Annotated in this window: 17 protein-coding genes; 10 read left to right on the top strand and 7 right to left on the bottom strand. The window is 65.3% G+C overall.

All coding sequences use genetic code 11. The features are described 5' to 3' along the window. The first annotated feature begins 326 nt into the window (after positions 1 to 326). The 3 genes from Ato02nite_RS34430 (at position 327) to Ato02nite_RS34420 (ending at position 4,261) form a co-directional block, all read left to right on the top strand. Complete coding sequence (locus tag Ato02nite_RS34430) at positions 327 to 965, top strand: KpnI family restriction enzyme N-terminal domain-containing protein (protein WP_213010850.1); 639 nt, start codon at positions 327 to 329, stop codon at positions 963 to 965. Positions 966 to 1,031: 66 nt separating this feature from the next. Next, positions 1,032 to 2,432 (top strand): ParB N-terminal domain-containing protein, encoded by a 1,401-nt coding sequence (locus tag Ato02nite_RS34425; RefSeq protein WP_246607802.1) that lies wholly within the window; start codon positions 1,032 to 1,034, stop codon positions 2,430 to 2,432. Continuing rightward, positions 2,432 to 4,261 carry a DEAD/DEAH box helicase gene (locus Ato02nite_RS34420; protein ID WP_213010849.1) on the top strand — a complete coding sequence of 610 codons (1,830 nt, stop codon included), beginning with the start codon at positions 2,432 to 2,434 and terminating at the stop codon, positions 4,259 to 4,261. Before Ato02nite_RS34425 ends, Ato02nite_RS34420 begins: the two co-directional genes overlap by 1 nt. A gap of 463 nt (positions 4,262 to 4,724) precedes the next feature. Here Ato02nite_RS34420 and Ato02nite_RS34415 read toward each other — a convergent pair whose 3' ends face one another. Then, on the bottom strand, positions 4,725 to 5,963 hold the full coding sequence (locus Ato02nite_RS34415; protein ID WP_213010848.1) for a DNA cytosine methyltransferase: 1,239 nt from the start codon (positions 5,961 to 5,963) through the stop codon (positions 4,725 to 4,727). Positions 5,964 to 6,060: 97 nt separating this feature from the next. Between Ato02nite_RS34415 and Ato02nite_RS34410 the strand changes: the two genes are divergently transcribed. Both Ato02nite_RS34410 and Ato02nite_RS34405 read left to right on the top strand, forming a co-directional pair. Beyond that, the gene (locus Ato02nite_RS34410) at positions 6,061 to 6,549 is read left to right on the top strand and encodes a very short patch repair endonuclease (protein ID WP_213010847.1); all 489 of its coding nucleotides are present in this window, start codon (positions 6,061 to 6,063) and stop codon (positions 6,547 to 6,549) included. Between the two features lie 123 nt (positions 6,550 to 6,672). Next, positions 6,673 to 7,512 carry a phosphoribosylaminoimidazolesuccinocarboxamide synthase gene (locus Ato02nite_RS34405; RefSeq protein WP_213010846.1) on the top strand — a complete coding sequence of 280 codons (840 nt, stop codon included), beginning with the start codon at positions 6,673 to 6,675 and terminating at the stop codon, positions 7,510 to 7,512. Between the two features lie 6 nt (positions 7,513 to 7,518). Here Ato02nite_RS34405 and Ato02nite_RS34400 read toward each other — a convergent pair whose 3' ends face one another. Then, on the bottom strand, positions 7,519 to 7,818 hold the full coding sequence (locus Ato02nite_RS34400) for a DUF3040 domain-containing protein (RefSeq protein ID WP_213010845.1): 300 nt from the start codon (positions 7,816 to 7,818) through the stop codon (positions 7,519 to 7,521). Between the two features lie 35 nt (positions 7,819 to 7,853). On the opposite strand from Ato02nite_RS34400, the gene Ato02nite_RS34395 reads away from it, so the two are divergent. Further along, positions 7,854 to 8,633: a potassium channel family protein gene (locus tag Ato02nite_RS34395; protein ID WP_246607799.1), complete on the top strand. Its 780-nt coding sequence runs from the start codon at positions 7,854 to 7,856 to the stop codon at positions 8,631 to 8,633. 75 nt (positions 8,634 to 8,708) lie between these two features. Further along, on the top strand, positions 8,709 to 10,937 hold the full coding sequence (locus Ato02nite_RS34390) for an LLM class flavin-dependent oxidoreductase (RefSeq protein WP_246607796.1): 2,229 nt from the start codon (positions 8,709 to 8,711) through the stop codon (positions 10,935 to 10,937). A gap of 177 nt (positions 10,938 to 11,114) precedes the next feature. Here Ato02nite_RS34390 and Ato02nite_RS34385 read toward each other — a convergent pair whose 3' ends face one another. Together Ato02nite_RS34385 and Ato02nite_RS51995 are read right to left on the bottom strand one after the other, a co-directional pair. Beyond that, positions 11,115 to 11,303, bottom strand: a complete 189-nt coding sequence (locus tag Ato02nite_RS34385) for a hypothetical protein (protein ID WP_213010844.1) — start codon at positions 11,301 to 11,303, stop codon at positions 11,115 to 11,117. Next, positions 11,300 to 11,464 carry a hypothetical protein gene (locus Ato02nite_RS51995; protein ID WP_246607794.1) on the bottom strand — a complete coding sequence of 55 codons (165 nt, stop codon included), beginning with the start codon at positions 11,462 to 11,464 and terminating at the stop codon, positions 11,300 to 11,302. The genes Ato02nite_RS34385 and Ato02nite_RS51995 overlap by 4 nt, the downstream gene beginning before the upstream one ends. Positions 11,465 to 11,885: 421 nt before the next feature. Between Ato02nite_RS51995 and Ato02nite_RS34375 the strand changes: the two genes are divergently transcribed. Further along, a complete protein-coding gene (locus Ato02nite_RS34375; protein WP_246607792.1) occupies positions 11,886 to 12,776 on the top strand; it encodes a Sco1979 family transcriptional regulator in 891 nt (296 codons plus the stop codon). 68 nt (positions 12,777 to 12,844) lie between these two features. On the opposite strand, the gene Ato02nite_RS34370 is transcribed toward Ato02nite_RS34375, so the two are convergent. Continuing rightward, positions 12,845 to 13,078 carry a DUF397 domain-containing protein gene (locus Ato02nite_RS34370; protein WP_213010842.1) on the bottom strand — a complete coding sequence of 78 codons (234 nt, stop codon included), beginning with the start codon at positions 13,076 to 13,078 and terminating at the stop codon, positions 12,845 to 12,847. Between the two features lie 263 nt (positions 13,079 to 13,341). Between Ato02nite_RS34370 and Ato02nite_RS34365 the strand changes: the two genes are divergently transcribed. Continuing rightward, positions 13,342 to 13,596 carry a hypothetical protein gene (locus Ato02nite_RS34365; RefSeq protein ID WP_213010841.1) on the top strand — a complete coding sequence of 85 codons (255 nt, stop codon included), beginning with the start codon at positions 13,342 to 13,344 and terminating at the stop codon, positions 13,594 to 13,596. A 58-nt stretch (positions 13,597 to 13,654) separates the two neighbouring features. After that, positions 13,655 to 13,945, top strand: coding sequence for a hypothetical protein (locus Ato02nite_RS34360; protein ID WP_213010840.1), 291 nt, complete (start codon positions 13,655 to 13,657; stop codon positions 13,943 to 13,945). Between the two features lie 216 nt (positions 13,946 to 14,161). Here the strand turns inward: Ato02nite_RS34360 and Ato02nite_RS34355 are convergent, their stop codons facing one another. Both Ato02nite_RS34355 and Ato02nite_RS34350 read right to left on the bottom strand, forming a co-directional pair. After that, entirely contained in the window at positions 14,162 to 14,971 is an 810-nt protein-coding gene (locus tag Ato02nite_RS34355) for an SAM-dependent methyltransferase (protein WP_213010839.1), read from the bottom strand. Positions 14,972 to 15,117: 146 nt separating this feature from the next. Next, positions 15,118 to 16,692, bottom strand: coding sequence for a GGDEF domain-containing protein (locus tag Ato02nite_RS34350; RefSeq protein ID WP_213010838.1), 1,575 nt, complete (start codon positions 16,690 to 16,692; stop codon positions 15,118 to 15,120). Positions 16,693 to 16,780: the final 88 nt, after the last annotated feature.

The following is a 16,780-nucleotide window of genomic DNA, read 5'->3' as shown; positions in this document are numbered from 1 at the left end:
CCTTTGAGGTGACCGGGTTCGCCGGTGCGGCCTGTCGGCCTCCCTGTCGCGACAGTGCATTCTGCCCCGCCCTTGTTCATGTTGCCGGTCCCCCCCTGTCCCATTTTTGGAGACATCTATTCGGGACGCAGAAGGCTTCCCTTGAGAACTCAGATGGACGAGATTGGTGGCAACTGAGCCGGGCGGTTCCTGATGCGACCCGCCGGTGGCATTCGGCCGGACCTGACCGGATCTCCGTCTCGGTAGTGGCATGTTCTCCGTAAACGACTAAGGGTGAGGCTGTTCCCATGAGTATCCCTACTTGGACCGATGAAGGCCTAGGCACGATGAAGCGTGCTGCGCTCTGGCTGGTGCAGGAGGTTGGCGAAGGTAACACCTTCACCAAGGGCCAGCTGCGGGATGCTTTCCCGGATGTGGCGCAGATCGACCGGCGCATGCGTGACCTGCGCGACTTCGGCTGGAAGATCGATACCAATCGCGAGGACATCGGCTTGGATCCGAACGAACAGCGGTTCGCTCAGCGAGGTATCCCGGTCTGGGAGCCGGGCAAAGCCACCCGCAGCGGTGCAGCCACAATCACCTCCAACCAGCGCCGGGAAATTCTCGCCCGTGACGGTTATCTCTGTCGTAGTTGCGGCATCGGACCGGGTGACAAGTACCCGGGGACGGAGATGACTTCGCAGCTCGACGTTGCTCGGCGGAAGGTCCGCATGGAGGATGGCCGGCATGAGGTGAGGTTGGTCGTTGAGTGCAACCGTTGCAGGGTGGGTGGTGGTCGTAATCAGGCCGCAAATCTAGGGGACCTGCTCTCGAGGATCGGAAAACTGCCGATGATAGAGAAGCGGATGCTCGCCGGGTGGGTCGACCGGGACTCGCGGACGTTCAGCGCTGTTGAGCAGATCTGGGCTGACTACCGTACGTTGCCTCAGGAGGCGCGCGAGTCGGTCCGTGAGGCGCTGGCCTGATTATCCCCGCAGTGCTCGCTCCGCCGATGGGTTTCGTTGCCCAGGACTTGAAGACTGAGGTATGCAATGACGACTGACTTTGGTGTTCCGCCCGGCTCCGTTGCAATCCGTGAGCTGGTTGAGCAGCGGCTCGCAGAGGCAAATGGCTCAGCAGGGGTACCCGAGACAATCAAGGTTGAGTTCCGCGGTCAGCCGGTCAACGTTCAAGTGATCGACATGCCGGTCGTGCAGCTCTTCTACAATCCGGGAACCCACCGCATCCGCGCGCAGCGCAGCCACGACCTCAGCAAGGATGAGGCGCTGAGCGCCAACCCCTGGAGTGATGAGAGTCAGGAGTATCTGCACTACCTCCTGTCTACACAGCCGGCCGATCCGTCCCGGCGCGATCCGCGGTTTGATGAGCTTAAGGACAGTCTCCGCGACTACAAGCAGCTCGAGCCGGGTCTGATCACTCGCGATGGAATTCTGGTTAACGGGAACACTCGCCGAGCAGCCCTGAAAGAGCTGGGTTCGCTCACTATCCGGGTTGGCGTGCTGCCGACTTCGTGTACGTGGGACGACATTCACGCGGTCGAGCTGACTCTTCAGCTCCGCCAAGATCACCGACGTGATTATTCGTACATCAACCACCTCCTCGCCCTCGAGGAGCAGATGACGCTGGGTCGTGGGCTCCCCGACATCGCCCGTGCCTTCCACACGACCACGCCGGCTCTTGAGCGTGACGTCTGGATCCTCAATAATCTTCAGGATTTGGTACGCCGCAGCAAGAACGGTGCGTTCGCTCTGCGTTTGATGGACTTTGAGAACGCGCAGGAGAAGCTTTTCGAGCTCTACCGAACCGTCAAAGGAGAGCGGAGCAAGGAAAAAGCAGACCTGCTCAAAGAGGCTCGCCTTGCGGCCATCACGCTTGACTTTGCCAAGACGGACGTCCGCTACATCGGTTCAGACTTCCAGGCCCGCTTCCTTGACCAGCGCCTTCCCGAAGACTTTAAGTCGGCGCCGCAGGCGCCGACTACGAAGGTCATCCCTGGGCTCAACCGGCCGGCGCCGGCGGCCGCGCCGCAGGTCGCCACCGCTCGGGCGCTGACCGATGCAGTACTGAGGTTGAAAGCAGTGGAGGTCGCCGGCGAGAAAGCGGAGCCAAGTCAGCTCGCTGACGCCTCAAAAGCGAAGCAGAACCTGCTGAACGCCTTTGACGAGGCCATCGAGTTCGCCGGCAAGGACTTCCGGATGCGCAAGAAGCGGCAGGCCGCACCCGAGCGTGTAGTCGATGCCTGTAAGGATCTTGAGCAATGCGTCACAGATCTAGTTATGGCGCGCGGCAATTCCAGCCTGGACCAGGAAGCATTCGACGATGCGTTGGTCAAGCTTCGAGGCCTCCTCGGGCGAGTGGCTATTGAAGCCAGCAAATCGATCGAGCTTCCAGGTGAAGGACTCACGTGGCTTAACGCGGCGGTGGCGGAATAATGACTTCAACGCCAAATGCTCCTGAGTCGTCGCTGCAGCTCTCGTTTGATGTCACGCGTACTAGGGTCGTATTGCGCACGAAGAGTGTCTTTCGCGAGGAGTTTGCGGCGCTGATTGGACGGATCGCTCCCGGTGGTCAGACCGGGCCGCTGACCGCAGAGGTCGACCTGGACGACTTTCTTGCTGGCGTTGGCGAGCTTGTGTCCTGGACCGACGATCGGGTGGAGTGGGAGGAATCGCTCGCGGGTCTCGTGTCCGGTGTTCTCGACGACGCTGAGACGGCCCAGCAGCAACTCGCAGGCGCAGGGCAGTTGGCTGGACCGGCGCCGGTCACCGACGGCGAGGTATCTGTTCTCCTGGGACCGGGCTGGACTGGCGAGCTGACCGCCTTCCAACGCCGCGACATCGCACGGCTGCTCGCATTGCGCCACGGCGCAAACTTCAGCGTTCCCGGTGCCGGCAAAACGCGCGTTGCCCTCGCGCTGTTCAGTGCAATGCGGGAGCGTAGTGAGGCCCAGCGGCTGCTTGTGATCTGCCCGAAGTCCGCCTACGAGGCATGGAACTTTGAGAGTGCAGTCTGTTTCGCAGATCCCCTTAGAACCTTGGTCATGGGCACGACTGCTGATCCAGGGGCCGAGGTACTCATTGTTAACTACGAGCGGCTGGCACGCTCAGTAGCATCGTTGTCTGCCTGGCTTCGCGCGGCTCCCGCCATGATTGTGCTCGACGAAGCCCACCGCATGAAGCTCGGATCGAGCGGCGCCTACGGCGCCGCCTGCCTTGCCCTCGGCCCATTGGCCGACAGAAGACTCATCCTTACCGGAACGCCGGCCCCCAACGGCGCACGGGATCTTGAGAGCCTCTTGTCGTTTGTTTGGCCTGGCCATGGCAAGCGTGTTGTGGCCGATGCGGTTGGCGGAGGCAACCTTGCATACGCGAGCTCGGTGCTGCGGCCGCTGTTCACGCGGACGACCAAGGCCGAACTTGGGCTCCCACCTGTCACGACACGGATCCGCTACGTGGACTTGCCTCCGCTGCACCGTGAGATCTATGAAGCCCTCAAGGGCAACCCGACCGCGAGATCTGGAGATCTTGAGGCATTGGGTAAAGCAATGCTGAGAATGCTCATGGCAGCGACCAGTCCCGCACTGCTCGTCGAGGGAACCACGCGCTACGAGCCGCTTGCATACCAGGTGCCGCCTTTGGAAGCATCATCTAGCGACTCGCTGGGCACACTCCTAAGAAAGCTTCCCCAGTATGAGCTCTCGCCGAAGTACGAGGAAACCGTCAAGATCGTAGCCGATAATGCGGCGCAGAAGCGAAAGACTTTGGTCTGGACGACCTTCGTGCGCAGCATCACAACACTGGATCGGCTGCTTGAGCCGTTTCAGCCGGCGACCGTCCACGGCGGCACGCCGGACCGAGACGAGCAGATCAGGCGCTTTCGGGAGGATCCGAACTGTCTGGTGCTCATTTCAAACCCGGCGACCCTCGGGGAAGGGATCAGCCTGCACCATGAATGCCACGACGCGCTTTATGTCGATCGAGACTTCATGGCCGGCCGGTTCCTGCAGAGCCTCGATCGCATCCATAGGCTCGGCCTCGCCCCGGAGACGGAGACCCGCGTGACCGTCTTAGCCGCTCGCGGGACAGTGGACGAGGTCGTTGCCTACCGCTTGGAGGAAAAGTTGGAATTTATGGGCAGCATCCTCGATGACCCAGCCGTCCGCCAGCTTGGCGACCTACAGGAGGAAGACATGATCTCATCCGGCGGCATGGATGCCGCTGATGTTCGTGCGCTCCTCGCCCATCTGAAAATTGCCTCGTAAACCATCGCGGGTCGCGTGTGCGGTACTGCTATAGGCAGTGTGACCTGGAGGTGCGCCCGTGCGGAGAAGACAAAGATATGCAGAACCTTTGCCTAAGCCCCCGGCACTGATCCGGAACTGGACGAGGCTTGCACCTTCTTCGCTCCCGAGGCTGCACAGCGGATAGGAAAGTTATTCGGAAAGAAACGACGAGGTTATCGTCACCGCCAGGACGCGGCAATGGACATTCGACTCGGCGGGCAGAAGCGGAAAGACGCTAGATTTATTGAGTCGCGTATCCACCGCAGGAAGTTTTGTCCGCAGACTCCCGCCGAGCGATTGGCGAGAAGGCATGCGAGCGCGCTTGCGTGTGCCTAAGTGCAGAATGCGAGCCAAGCGGTGGCGGAGGTCGAAGGGTCAGCTGAGCCAGTCGGACACGACCGGGCCGAGGTTTGATTCGGCAATGGTGGGCGCCGGGCTGGGATCAGCTAATGCGGCTCTTGTTCTTCTGGAATAGATGATGCCTGACGTGTCCTTCTTGGCCGACGAACGCTTTGAAGCCTGAGAGCTTGTACTGATTGCCGGACGTTGTTTCCAAGGTGTCAATGTCGAAATCGCGCTTGAGCAGACTGATGCGACGCTCGAGCTCCGCAGGGTCCATTTCTCTCCCGCCCGCCCTTAGCAGCCTCGCAGTCGAGACGAAGTCGCCGGTGTCACGCAGTGTCAGGTAGATAGCGTCGTGGTCGGCTGGCACTCGCTCAGAACGGATACCCTCGCGTTTGAGTGCCTTCATAATTGATTTGCCTACGGCAGCCGCCACGGGAGGCGGAAAGGCGTTTCCAATCTGGCGATACTTGGTAGTTTTGCGGCCAGTGAATGTCCAGGGATACTCGGCTGACCAGCCTTGGATTCGCGCAACCATGTCGCACGTGAGTTTTGGGCCAACCTCGAACTTCTGCCCAGGCAAGGGTGCGTCATTGGCGACGCCTAAGGCGTCCACCCCCATGGCAGCCCAGGCACGCTTTGCTCTGGTGGGGCCAAGGTCGGCGCCACCGTGCTTTTTGGAACCGCCAACAATAGTGGGTGCGATCTTGTAAGCATTACGGGCCCACTCCCGCGCATCCCATCCGTTAGCTGACATGAGATCATATAGCGCCTCACCGACGGTGAGGGGTGTGTCCTTCGGTTCAGGCCAGGCGAAGTAGGGGGCGAACTCTTCTTTCAAAGCTACTAGGACGAACCGCGGCCGAAGCTGTGGTACTCCGAAGTCCGAGGCTTGAAGAAGCCTCCATTCTGCAATGTATCCGAAAGACGCCAACGTGTCGAGGACGTGCTGTCGGTATCCAGAGAAACGAGGCATGCTTAGCCCTCGTACGTTCTCTAGGAGAAGAGCATCTGGCCGGACTCTATCCGTCAGCCCCACAGCCCATGCGAAGAGGTCGCGCTCGTCAGTGGCGCCCAATTGCTTTCCTGCAATGGTGAATGGTGGGCACGGAACGCCACCAGCGAGCAAAGAGACACCATGATATTCGTCGGGATTCCAGGTCTCTGGATTGGCGACGTCACCGCGCTTGACTATCCATGACGGACGATTTTCTTCGAGGGTGTTAGCCGCATTGTTGTCAAGTTCCACGGCAAGGGCGTGGTCAAAGCCTGCCTTCTCTAGGCCAAGGGATTGTCCGCCGGCGCCAGCGCAGATCTCGACTACCTTGTAGCTGGTCACTGACTTCCTCCTCGCTGTGCAGAGGTGGCGCACCACCGATGCGAGTATCTTGCCTTAGGTTGATGTGTTCGCGTCTGTTAGACCGTCGGGGTGTCGGATGGCTGTGCGTGACAGTGCGAAAGCAAGGCGTGATGCTCACGCTGCAGGGCTCTATCCTGCTCCTCTTAATGAGGGTCGTTCACGGAACATGCAGGCGAACCGCCGCACGAATACTAAGCCTGAGGTGCGGCTGCGCTCCGCCCTGCACGCTCTGGGCTATCGATTTCGTAAAGACTTCGTGATGCGGCTTGACGGTAGGCGAATTCGCCCCGACATCGTGTTTACACGCCGCAAGGTGGCGGTCTTCGTGGATGGCTGCTTCTGGCATGTTTGTCCTGAGCACGGGCGCCAGCCGACCACGAATGAGTGGTATTGGGCGCCTAAGTTGCGTCGCAACATGGAGCGGGATCGGCTTGCAAACGAGGTGCTCACAGGTTCTGGATGGATCGTTGTGCGGGTCTGGGAGCACGAGTCGCTCGAGTCTGCGGTAGACCTTGTGGCGCATGGAATCACAGAATCGAACATGCGTTCTAGCCTAGTCGCCTGACACCTGGAAGTAAATACACCCCGTCATTTATACGTTCCTACAGGGTGTCTGACAGGTGGCGCAAAGTCCTTCTACGAGGTCGGATAGCTTGAACCCGGTACGCAGGCTAGCGGAGGGGATCACGTGGAGCTGTTGCACTCGGGGAAGGTTCGGGACGTCTACGCGGACGGGCAGGACCTGCTGCTTGTCACCTCGGACCGGATCTCGATCTACGACGTCATCCTTCCCACCCCGATCCCGGACAAGGGCAAGATCCTCACGCAGCTCTCCCTCTGGTGGTTCGAGCAGCTCAAAGACGTCGTCCCCAACCACGTCATCTCCAGCACCGACGTGCCGGCGGAATGGCAGGGCCGCGCCATCCGCTGCGAGCGCCTCGACATGGTCATGGTTGAGTGCATCGCTCGCGGCTACCTGGCCGGCTCCGGTCTCAAGGAGTACGAGCGCGACGGCGCGGTCTCCGGCGTCGCGCTTCCGCCGGGGCTGATCGAGGGTTCCAAGCTCCCAGAACCCATCTACACCCCGACCACCAAGGCCCCGGTCGGCGAGGGCCACGACGAGTTCATGACCTTCGCCGACGTGCAGCAGAAGGTGGGCGACGACGTCGCCGAGGAGCTGCGGAAGGTCACCCTGGAGGTCTACCGCCGCGGGCAGGAGGTGGCGGCTGAGAAGGGGATCATCATCGCCGACACCAAGATTGAGCTGGGCTTTGCCGCAGACGGCACGCTCAAGCTGGGCGACGAGCTGCTCACCCCGGACTCGTCACGGTTCTGGGCGGCCGATGAGTGGAAGCCGGGCAGCACTCAGCGGTACCTGGACAAGCAGTTCCTGAGGGACTGGTCGAGCACGCTCACCGGCTGGGACCGCACCGCGCCGGGGCCGGAAATCCCGGATGAGGTCGTCGAAGCTACCCGTAACCGCTACGTCGAGGTCTACGAGCGGCTCACCGGCGAGACCTGGAAGTAACCCCAGCTAGTTGGAAACTCCGGGGCGGCGGCGCGGTGACGGCCAGAGGGTCTCGCTGGTGATGCCGCCCCGCTTCGACATCAAATGCACGCCGTAGCTCACCCCGATGGCGGCCAGCAGCAGGCCGGTCCAACCGCCGAAGACGATGCACAGCGGCGCCGCGGTCCACAGCAGAATCGCCAGCGTTGCGTACAGCCGGCGCTTCGGGCGGGACAGGCGGTCGATTCGCCGGGTGAAGACCGGGTCGTCCGCGCGCAGGCGGGTCACCAAGGTGTCGAATATTGCCTTCTCGGTTGGCTCCAGCACGGGGACCACCTCCAGGACCCTTGGATTCCCGGCACGTGACCCGGAAAAACGCCGACGTGCGCCATCTGCCGATCCAGAATCAGGTGATGAGCTCCGAGGAACGTCTGCGGTCTTGGGAACGTGCCACCGCGTACCCGTTGACCGCTCTGTCCTTGCTGTTTATCGGGGTTTACGCATGGCCGGTGCTGGACCCGGGGCTGGACTCGGGCCGGCGGCAGGCTTGTGAAGTGGCCGACGTCGTGATCTGGGCGCTGTTCTGCGTCGAATATCTGGTTCGGCTGAGGCTGGCTCGCGGCAAGAGACGGTTCGTGCGCACCCACTGGTTCGATCTGGCGGTTCTGATTCTGCCGGTGTTGCGGCCGCTGCGGGCATTGCGCCTGCTCAACGCGTTGCGGGTGCTGAACCGGCATGCCGTGGCGTGGACTCGGGGGCGCCTGGCGATCTATGTCATCTCGGCCACGTCTCTGATTGTTCTGATGGCCGCCCTCGCGGTTCTGGACGCTGAGCAGGGCCTCCCGGACAGCCGCATCCACTCCTATCCGGAGGCGCTGTGGTGGGCGGTCTGCACGATCACCACGGTCGGCTACGGCGATCTCTATCCGATGACTGTCGAGGGCCGGCTGGTCGCGGGAACCCTGATGATCGGCGGCCTGGGCCTGATCGGGTTCACCACCGGGTCGCTGGCGAGCTGGATCGTCGACCGCATCTCCGACACCGAGCGTCCCTCCGGCACCGCGACCCGCGCCGACGTCGCGATGTTGCTGCAGGAGATCCGCGCGTTGAAGGCCGAGGTGGAAGCGTTGAAGAAGGAGTGAGCGGCGTCACCTTCCGGTGAGCATGTGGTGCGGGACGCAGGCTGCCGGCAATCAAGAACACCTAGGCTCGAAAACGTGGATTATGGCCACCCGATCGAGTTCGGGACGTTCATCACGCCCGCCAACGACCCGCCGCAGGCGGCCGTCGACCGGGCGCAGCTCAGTGAGCAGCTCGGCTTCGACCTGGTCACCTTTCAGGACCACCCTTATCAGCCTGGTTTCCTGGACACCTGGACGCTGCTGACCTGGGTGGCGGCGCAGACGTCGACCATCACGATCTCCGGCAACGTGCTCAACGTGCCGATGCGGCCGGCGCCGGTGCTCGCCCGGGCGGCCGCCTCGCTCGACCTGCTGTCCGACGGGCGGCTCGCGCTGGGGCTCGGCGCGGGGGCGTTCTGGGATGCGATGGTGGCGATGGGCTTTCCACGGCGTACACCGGCTGAGTCGGTTGAGCAGTTGGCTGAGGCCATCGATGTCATCCGGGAGATCTGGCGGGCCGACACCCGGTCGCAGCTGCGGGTCGACGGGAAGTATTACCAGCTCAAGGGGGCCAAGCGGGGGCCCGCGCCGGCGCACGAGGTGCCGATCTGGCTGGGGGCCTACAAGCCGCGGATGCTGCGCCTGGTGGGTGCGAAGGCCGACGGGTGGCTGCCGTCGCTCGGCTATCTGAAGCCGGGTGACCTGGAGCGCGGCAATGCGATCATCGATGAGGCAGCCGAAAAAGCCGGGCGGGACCCGCGGGAGATTCGGCGGCTGCTGAACATTTCCGGCGAACCGGGGAAAGAGCCGGCGCAGTGGGTGGACGAGCTGCTGCCGCTGATCCTCGATGACGGGGTCGGCACCCTCATCCTCGGCAGTGACGACCCGCTCGAGCTGCAGCGATTCGCCACCGAGGTGATCCCGGCGGTGCGCGAGGAGGTTGCCCGCGCGCGGGTTTCCCAAGGGACAAAGGCCGGGCCGGTGCGCAGCGCTGCCGCGCTGGCCGCACGCCGCGAGGGCATCGACTATGACGCGCTTCCCGGTTCGCTGACGGCTGTCGAGCCTGGCGATTTCGGGTACGCCAAGGTCCGCTCCACCTATATGCGGGGTGGATCACCCGGTCTCGTGATCAAGGCGCGGACCGTGGACGAGGTGGTGGACGCGCTGGCGTTCGCCCGGGAGCAGAAGGTGCCGCTGGCGGTGCGCAGCGGCGGCCACGGGATCAGCGGTCGGTCCACGAACGACGGCGGCATCATCATCGACCTTTCCGCAATGCGTGAGATTTCCGTCCTTTCCGAAGAGGATCGGATGGTACGGGTCGAGGCCGGCGCCCGCTGGAAGGACGTTGCCGCGGCGCTCGCACCCCACGGCTGGGCGCTGTCGAGCGGCGACTACGGCGGTGTCGGCGTGGGCGGGCTGGCCACGGCCGGCGGCATCGGCTGGCTGGCCCGCGAGCACGGGCTCACCATCGACCACCTGCGCGCCGCCGACCTGGTGCTGGCCGACGGCTCGCGGGTGCACGTCAGCGCAACCGAACACCCGGACCTGTTCTGGGCGGTGCGCGGGGCCGGCGCGAACTTCGGGATCGTCACCGCGTTCGAGTTCCAGGCGGACGCGGTGGAGAACGTCGGGTTCGGGCAGTTCGTCTACGACGCGTCGGACACCGCGGGCCTGCTGGAACGGTTCGGCGCCACGATGGAGGCGGCCCCGAGGGACCTGACGGCCAACCTCATCGTGGGAGCGCCCCGGCGGGGACAATCACTGGCCCAGGTGTACGGCGTGGTCAACTCGTCCATTCCGGACGCCATCATCGAGCGTCTCACCCCGGTCGCCGAGATCGCGCCGCTGCTCGACCAGCAGGTGCAGCTGATTCCGTACGCCGGCGTGATGAATGTGCCGGACGCGCCGCACGACGGGCAGGGTGACCCGGTGGCCCGGTCGGGGCTGGTCGATCACCTGACGCCGGAGTTCTGCGCGGCGGCAGCGGCCCTGGTCAACACGGGTACCGCCTACTTCTTCCAGATTCGGTCGGTGGGTGGCGCGGTCGCGGACGTGGCGGAGGACGCCACCGCGTATTCGCATCGAGCGGCGAACTTCTCAGTGGTGGCATTCGGTGCATCCAGGTCGAGATTGGACGCAGCCTGGGGTGCACTCGCCGACCACTTCCGCGGTTTGTACCTTTCGTTCGAGACCGACCAGAGCCCCGAGCGGATCACCGAGGCGTGGCCACCTGCGACTTTGGCCAGGTTGAGGGCCTTGAAGAAGAAATACGACCCGGCGAACGTGTTCCGCGACAACTTCAATATCGACCCTTTGGGTGATTAGCCCCCGTCCTTGTGGGCCAGCGCACCCCTAAGAACTCACGCTCCGTAACCGCGAATGTGGTTGCCGGTCGTCAACATTCACCCGATCGATGGTCCGCGGCCGAGGGCGCCGACGGTTACTCCGCGCTGATACGACGAAGAGCCGACGCGAAGGCGTCGGCTCTCAGGGATCAGAGGGTCAGTGAGGGCTGGAGGAGCTCATCGGTCGCTTGGGCCAGGCCGCGCCCGAGCCGCAGCCCTCACAGGCCAGTTGATCGCCGCAGGAGGAACACCAGTCGTTGGTGCGACGCAAATACCACCCGAGGGCGACGCCACCGAGAAGGCTGAGCAGACCGACGATGGCCGCGACGGTCACCGCTCCGGTCATGCCGCCGACCCTCGGACCGGAAGGCCCGCCGGTGTCATCCGGCGGCCGACGGCGCTGCGGTCGCGGCGGTCGAGCGGGTCATCGGACACGCGCGCGGTCACGTAGGGAGCGGTGAAGGTGTCGACCCCGGTGCCGCGGTGGGCGCCCGGTCGGTAGGTCACGGTCACTGCCCTCGGCGAGGCCGCTTCGATCACGCCGGCCCGCCAGCCATCGCGGTAGACCCACACGCGGTCGGACGGGTGATAACTGTCAGCGGGTGCCACGTCAGCCGGGTCACGCTGCGGGGGAGCAACGGTCGGCGTGGATGACGACGCGTTTGACGGAGGTGGGGATGTCGGTGTCGTGGACATCGAGTTTGCCCTCCCAGCACGCTGTGTCAGCAGATGGTGCGGTTGTGTCAGCTATCATCCTCGCGAACAAAGGCATTCGCAAGGCCGTCTGCACGTGCATTTGCATCCAGCGGATGCTCCGGGCGTCACCCTCCGGAGATAAGATGGTGCTGTTTCGTTGTGGACGATCTCCCCTTTAGGATGCGTAGGGACTGCGGCCGGCAGCCCGAAAACAGCGATGACGAGGAGTCAGGTGAGCGCGGGTTCGCAGGAGGAGGCACCGGGCAGCGGCCCCACAGTGCTGCGCATCCTGCTCGGCGCCCAGCTCCGCCGCTTGCGGGAAGCCAAGGCGATCACCCGAGAGGATGCCGGGTGGGAAATCCGCGCCTCGGGTTCGAAGATCAGCCGCATGGAGCTCGGGCGGGTCAGCTTCAAGGAGCGCGACGTCGCCGACCTGTTGACCCTTTACGGGGTCAACGACCACGACGAGCGTGAGGCACTGCTCGTGCTGGCCCGGCAGGCGAACAACCCGGGTTGGTGGCAGCAGTTCAGCGACATCCTGCCCGGCTGGTTCCAGTCCTACCTCGGCCTGGAGGCCGCGGCCTCGCTGCTGCGCACCTACGAGGTTCAGTTCGTCCCCGGTCTGCTGCAGACTCCGGACTACGCGCGGGCCGTCATCATGCTCGGCCACGCCGGCGTCACCCCGGAGGAGATGAACCGCCGGGTCGAGCTGCGCCGCCAGCGCCAGCAGATCCTCGACCGGCCCGATGCGCCCCAGCTGTGGGCGGTCATCGACGAGGCCGTGCTGCGCCGCCCGATCGGCGGCATCGACGTGATGCGGGCGCAGATCGAGTTCCTGATCGAGGCGGCCAAGAAGCCGAACGTGCGGCTCCAGATCATTCCGTTCCACGCGGGTGGCCACGCGGCCGCCGGCGGGCCGTTCGCGATCCTGCGCTTCCCCGAGCCGGAGCTCCCCGACGTGGTCTACGTCGAGCAGCTCACCAGCGCGATCTATCTGGACAAGCGCGAGGACGTCGACCAGTACGCGATGGCGATGGAGCGGGTCTGCATCGACGCCGAGCCGCCGAACCACACGCCGGAGATCCTCGGCAAGCTCTTGCACGAGGTCGGCCGCCCGGCTTAGAACCCTCCAGACAGCGCTCAGGCCCGCCGGACGGCGGGCCTGAGTCGTTTTGTGGAGCACTGCCTGGCTCAGGCGAGCAGGTTGTCGAAGTCTCCGTCGCGCACCCCGCCGAGGAAGGCCTCGATCTCGGCCGGCGTGTAGATCAGGGCCGGGCCCTCGGGGTCCCGCGAGTTGCGCATGGCGACCTCGCCGGAGGGCAGCACCGCGCACTCGACGCAGTTGCCGCTGGGGTTGCTCCGCCGGCTCTTCTGCCAGGTGACACCGTCCAACTGGCCGGCCGGGATGCCGTTAACCGCGTTCATTCGAAACTCCCTTGGTTTGCTCCGGTCGGGGATCGTCCGGAGGCGGTGGTCTCTCGTGGCGACGGCCGCATCACACGTTGTGCAAATGCACGTGCATTTGGCCTTGCGTACTCACGGGATTGTGAGCATGATAACGCACGTACACACTCGAAGGGGTGTCACTTAGGGTGACATCTTTGAGTGACGGGTCGGTCGCGGAAACGGCGTCTGCGGCCTCAGCGCGAGGCTCCTTGGCGGGGGCGTCCGAGCGAGAGGTGTCGAGCATGTCGATTCCCAATATCGGTCCTGAGCATGCTGACCACGGTGACCCCGAAGGAGTGGAAGCACCCCGGAAGGGAAACCCGCCGCTCGTCTTTCGCGACGAGCCGGTGACCGACGACATGGCGGCGGCGACAACGCGTGCCGTCGCCGTGACGCACCGTTTTGGTGGTGTCAGGTATGCCCTGACCCGCCCAGATGCCACGGTGGCCGAGCATCGGCCGCCCGCCGAGGAAGGTGATTCCGACGCGCGCGAGTGACCTCGTCCGCTGCGCGCGGGGCCGACGTGCCGGGCACCTTCCCGGTCCACCGGTTCCCGTGCCGACGGCCCTGATCTTCCGCGGCGGCCGGCTCCTGCCACGGCAGCCGCGCTGGCCCGCGCAGGAGTTCGCCGAGTCGGACTATCGTCATGGTTCCGGCAGCCTTCGGTTACGCATCGTGCACGTCGAGTGGGGAAGCTCGGTCGTGCGCGACGGCAGCACCTGGCTCGAGGCCGAGGCCGAAGAGCTCGATGCGGCCGGTCACAGTGCCGGCCGGCGCCAGATTCTCATCCGTGCGGAGCGACTACCGGCCCCGCTGGCACGCAAGCGACCGCGATTGCGGGTGTAACGCCGTGACACCCGCGAGGCGCTCCTGAAGGACGCCACCCCCGACGCCGGTCGGGCGGTCCGGTTCCCCCGTGCCAGGCCGCTCGACCGGTCCACCCCCGCATCCACACCACGCCGACGAGGGGTTGGCCGGCGAGATGTGGCGACGGGACAGCTCCACCCCACATAACAGGGGGTCAGGGGCCCGCTCGCCCCTGGCCCCCGCTTAAACGAGGGCCTAAGGCTTGCGGGCGACGCCGGCCCAGTAATAGGCCGCCTCGGGGTTCTCCACCGGCGCGTCCGGTCGCCAGCTCGACACCGGCACCAGGCCCGGCTCGAGCAGCTCCCAGTCGCCGAAGAAGCGCCGCACCGCCTCCTGTGAGCGGGCCACCAGCGTCATCCCGGCGCCGGTCGCCGCGTCGACGGCCCGGTTGACCTCGTCCGGCGCGAAATCGGCGGTCGGGTGGGTGATCGCCAGGCAGCTGCCGGACGGCATGGCGTCGCGCAGCGCGGCGACCAGCGACCACGGGTCGTCGTTGTCGGCCAGCAGCATCAGGATGGCGATCAGCGTGAGGCCGACGGGCTCGTCGAAGTTCAGCGTGCCGCGGAGGACCTTGTCCTCGAGGATCGAGGCGGCGTCGCGGAGGTCGGCCGAGATGTATTCGCTGCGGCCCTCCGGCTTGCTGACCATCAGGGCGCGGGCGTGCACCAGCACGATCGGGTCGTTGTCCACATAGACCACCCGGGCCGACGGCTCGAGCTGCTGGGCGATCTCGTGCAGGTTGGGCCGGGTGGGGATGCCGGTGCCGATGTCGAGGAACTGGCGGATGCCCTCCTTGGCGACCAGATCGCGGGCCACCCGGTGGACGAACTTACGGTTTTCCCCCGCCATGTAGCGCATGCCGGGGATCGCCTTGATCATCGCCTCGCCGACCGCCCGGTCGACCGCGAAGTTGTCCTTACCGCCCAGCCAGTAGTCGTAGATGCGGGCCGAGTGGGGCACGTTGATGTTGACCCCTGGCGGCGCAACCTCATTGCCCTGGTGCACGACCCGGCCCTCCTTGCCTTCCGACGGCGACCCTCGCCCGACCCCCGCTCCGGGTCGACGTCCGTCAGTGTCGTAAAGGGTAACGGCTCCGGGTATGTAAGGTCACCCGCGTTGCGCATCCGATAACTACGGAGAGGAATCGCAGGTCACGCTGCAGGGGCTCGGTGCTGCCGACCAGAATCGGTCACCGAGGAGACGACCCGATCGCGTCCGCCGTGCTTAGCGGCGTACAGGTGACCGTCCGCAATGGACAGCAGCGCCGCCTGCGTGGGGTCGGCCGTGTCACCCACGCCGGCGACGCCAATGCTCACCGTAACCGGAAGACCGGCGGTGAGTGGGGCCCAGGCGTGACCCCGCACCGCCTTCCGGAGGCCGTCGAGCACCCCGCTCGCCCGGTCCACCGGCGTGGCCGGCAGCGCCAGCAGGAACTCCTCGCCGCCCATCCGCACCACGAAGCCGTCGGGTGCGGTCTCGGCCAGCCACTGCTCCAGCAACCGCGCCACCCGCACCAGCACCTGGTCACCGACCTCGTGCGAGAGGCGATCGTTGATGCGCTTGTAGTGGTCGAGATCGACCATCGCCACGGTGAGCTCCGGATCGGACTCGATCAGGCCGGGCAGCTGCTCGTTGAGGAAGCGCCGATTGCGCAGACCGGTCAGCGGATCGCGGCGGGCCTGCTCACGGAACCGCTCGGCCTCCTGGCGGGCCTCGGCCGTCTCGAACATCGCCTGCCGGGTGCGGGCCTGCGCCTCCCGTTGCATGGAGTACTGCCGGGTGTGCGCGGCGAAGAACTCCTTGTGCTCCGCGAATGCCTCGGCGAACTCGCCCCGCGCCGCGTACAGCTCGGCCTGCTCCTGATGCAGTCGGACCAGGACATGGCCGAGCTCGCGCTCGGCGCAGAGGCGCCGGGAGGCGTTGAGGCTGCGCTGGGCTCGGGCGTACGCCATCAGCCCGCGCTGGGCCCGGGCCAGGGTGAGCAGATATTCGGGCAGGGCGTCGGCGTCGTCCTGATTGCCGTCGTGGTGCTGGTCGAGGCAGGTCAGCAGGGTGCGCTCGGCCTCGGCGAACTGGCCGTTCTCGATCTGGATCGCGCCGATCGTGTCGAGCAGGGCGGCGTCCAGATCGAAGCCGTGCTCGGCGGCGTGCCGCTGCAGTCGGGCCGCGACCTGCTGGGCCCGTTCGTGCTGCCCGGCGGCGAGCTCGGCGTACGCGAAGTTGTTGAGGACCGCCAGTTGCAGGTCGGGACGTTTCAGGCGGCGGGCGAGATCGGCCGCCTGCCGGTAGCGCAGGCGGGCCGCGTCCATCGAACCGGCCAGGCTGAGTGCGTCGGCGAGCTTGGCCCGGTGCCAGATGCGCATGTGATCGGTGGCGGTGTCGTCGAGCAGCTCGACGCTGAGCACCGAATGCTCCAGACACTGGGCGGCGTCACCGAGGTGCCGGTGGATGTTGGCCCAGACCAGGTGGGTGCGGGCGGTGAGCTGCCGGGCCTCGTGCTCGACGGCCCACTGGTGCACCTTCCAGATGCGGGCGGCCGCACCGGCCAGGTCGCCGGCCCGCATGTGCAGGTTGGCCTGGCTGAGCCGGGCCCGGGCGACGAGCAGCTCGTCACCGAGCTCGCGGGCCTGCCGCTCGATCTCGACGGCCCGTTCCAGCATGGCAGCGGCATCCCAGTTGATCTCGTCTTCGAGTTCGAGCAGGGCCGCAGACAACTGGCCGTCCAAGATCCCACCCTTCGATATGCGCTCCGTCCCGAAAGGCTAGCTCTCGGTAAGCGCAAGATCCCAGGAGTGGCCACGTGATCCGGAAAAC

The organism is Paractinoplanes toevensis, from assembly GCF_018332695.1.
In the GTDB taxonomy this organism is placed as follows: domain Bacteria; phylum Actinomycetota; class Actinomycetes; order Mycobacteriales; family Micromonosporaceae; genus Actinoplanes; species Actinoplanes toevensis.
This window is presented reverse-complemented; position numbering and strand designations above follow the sequence as displayed.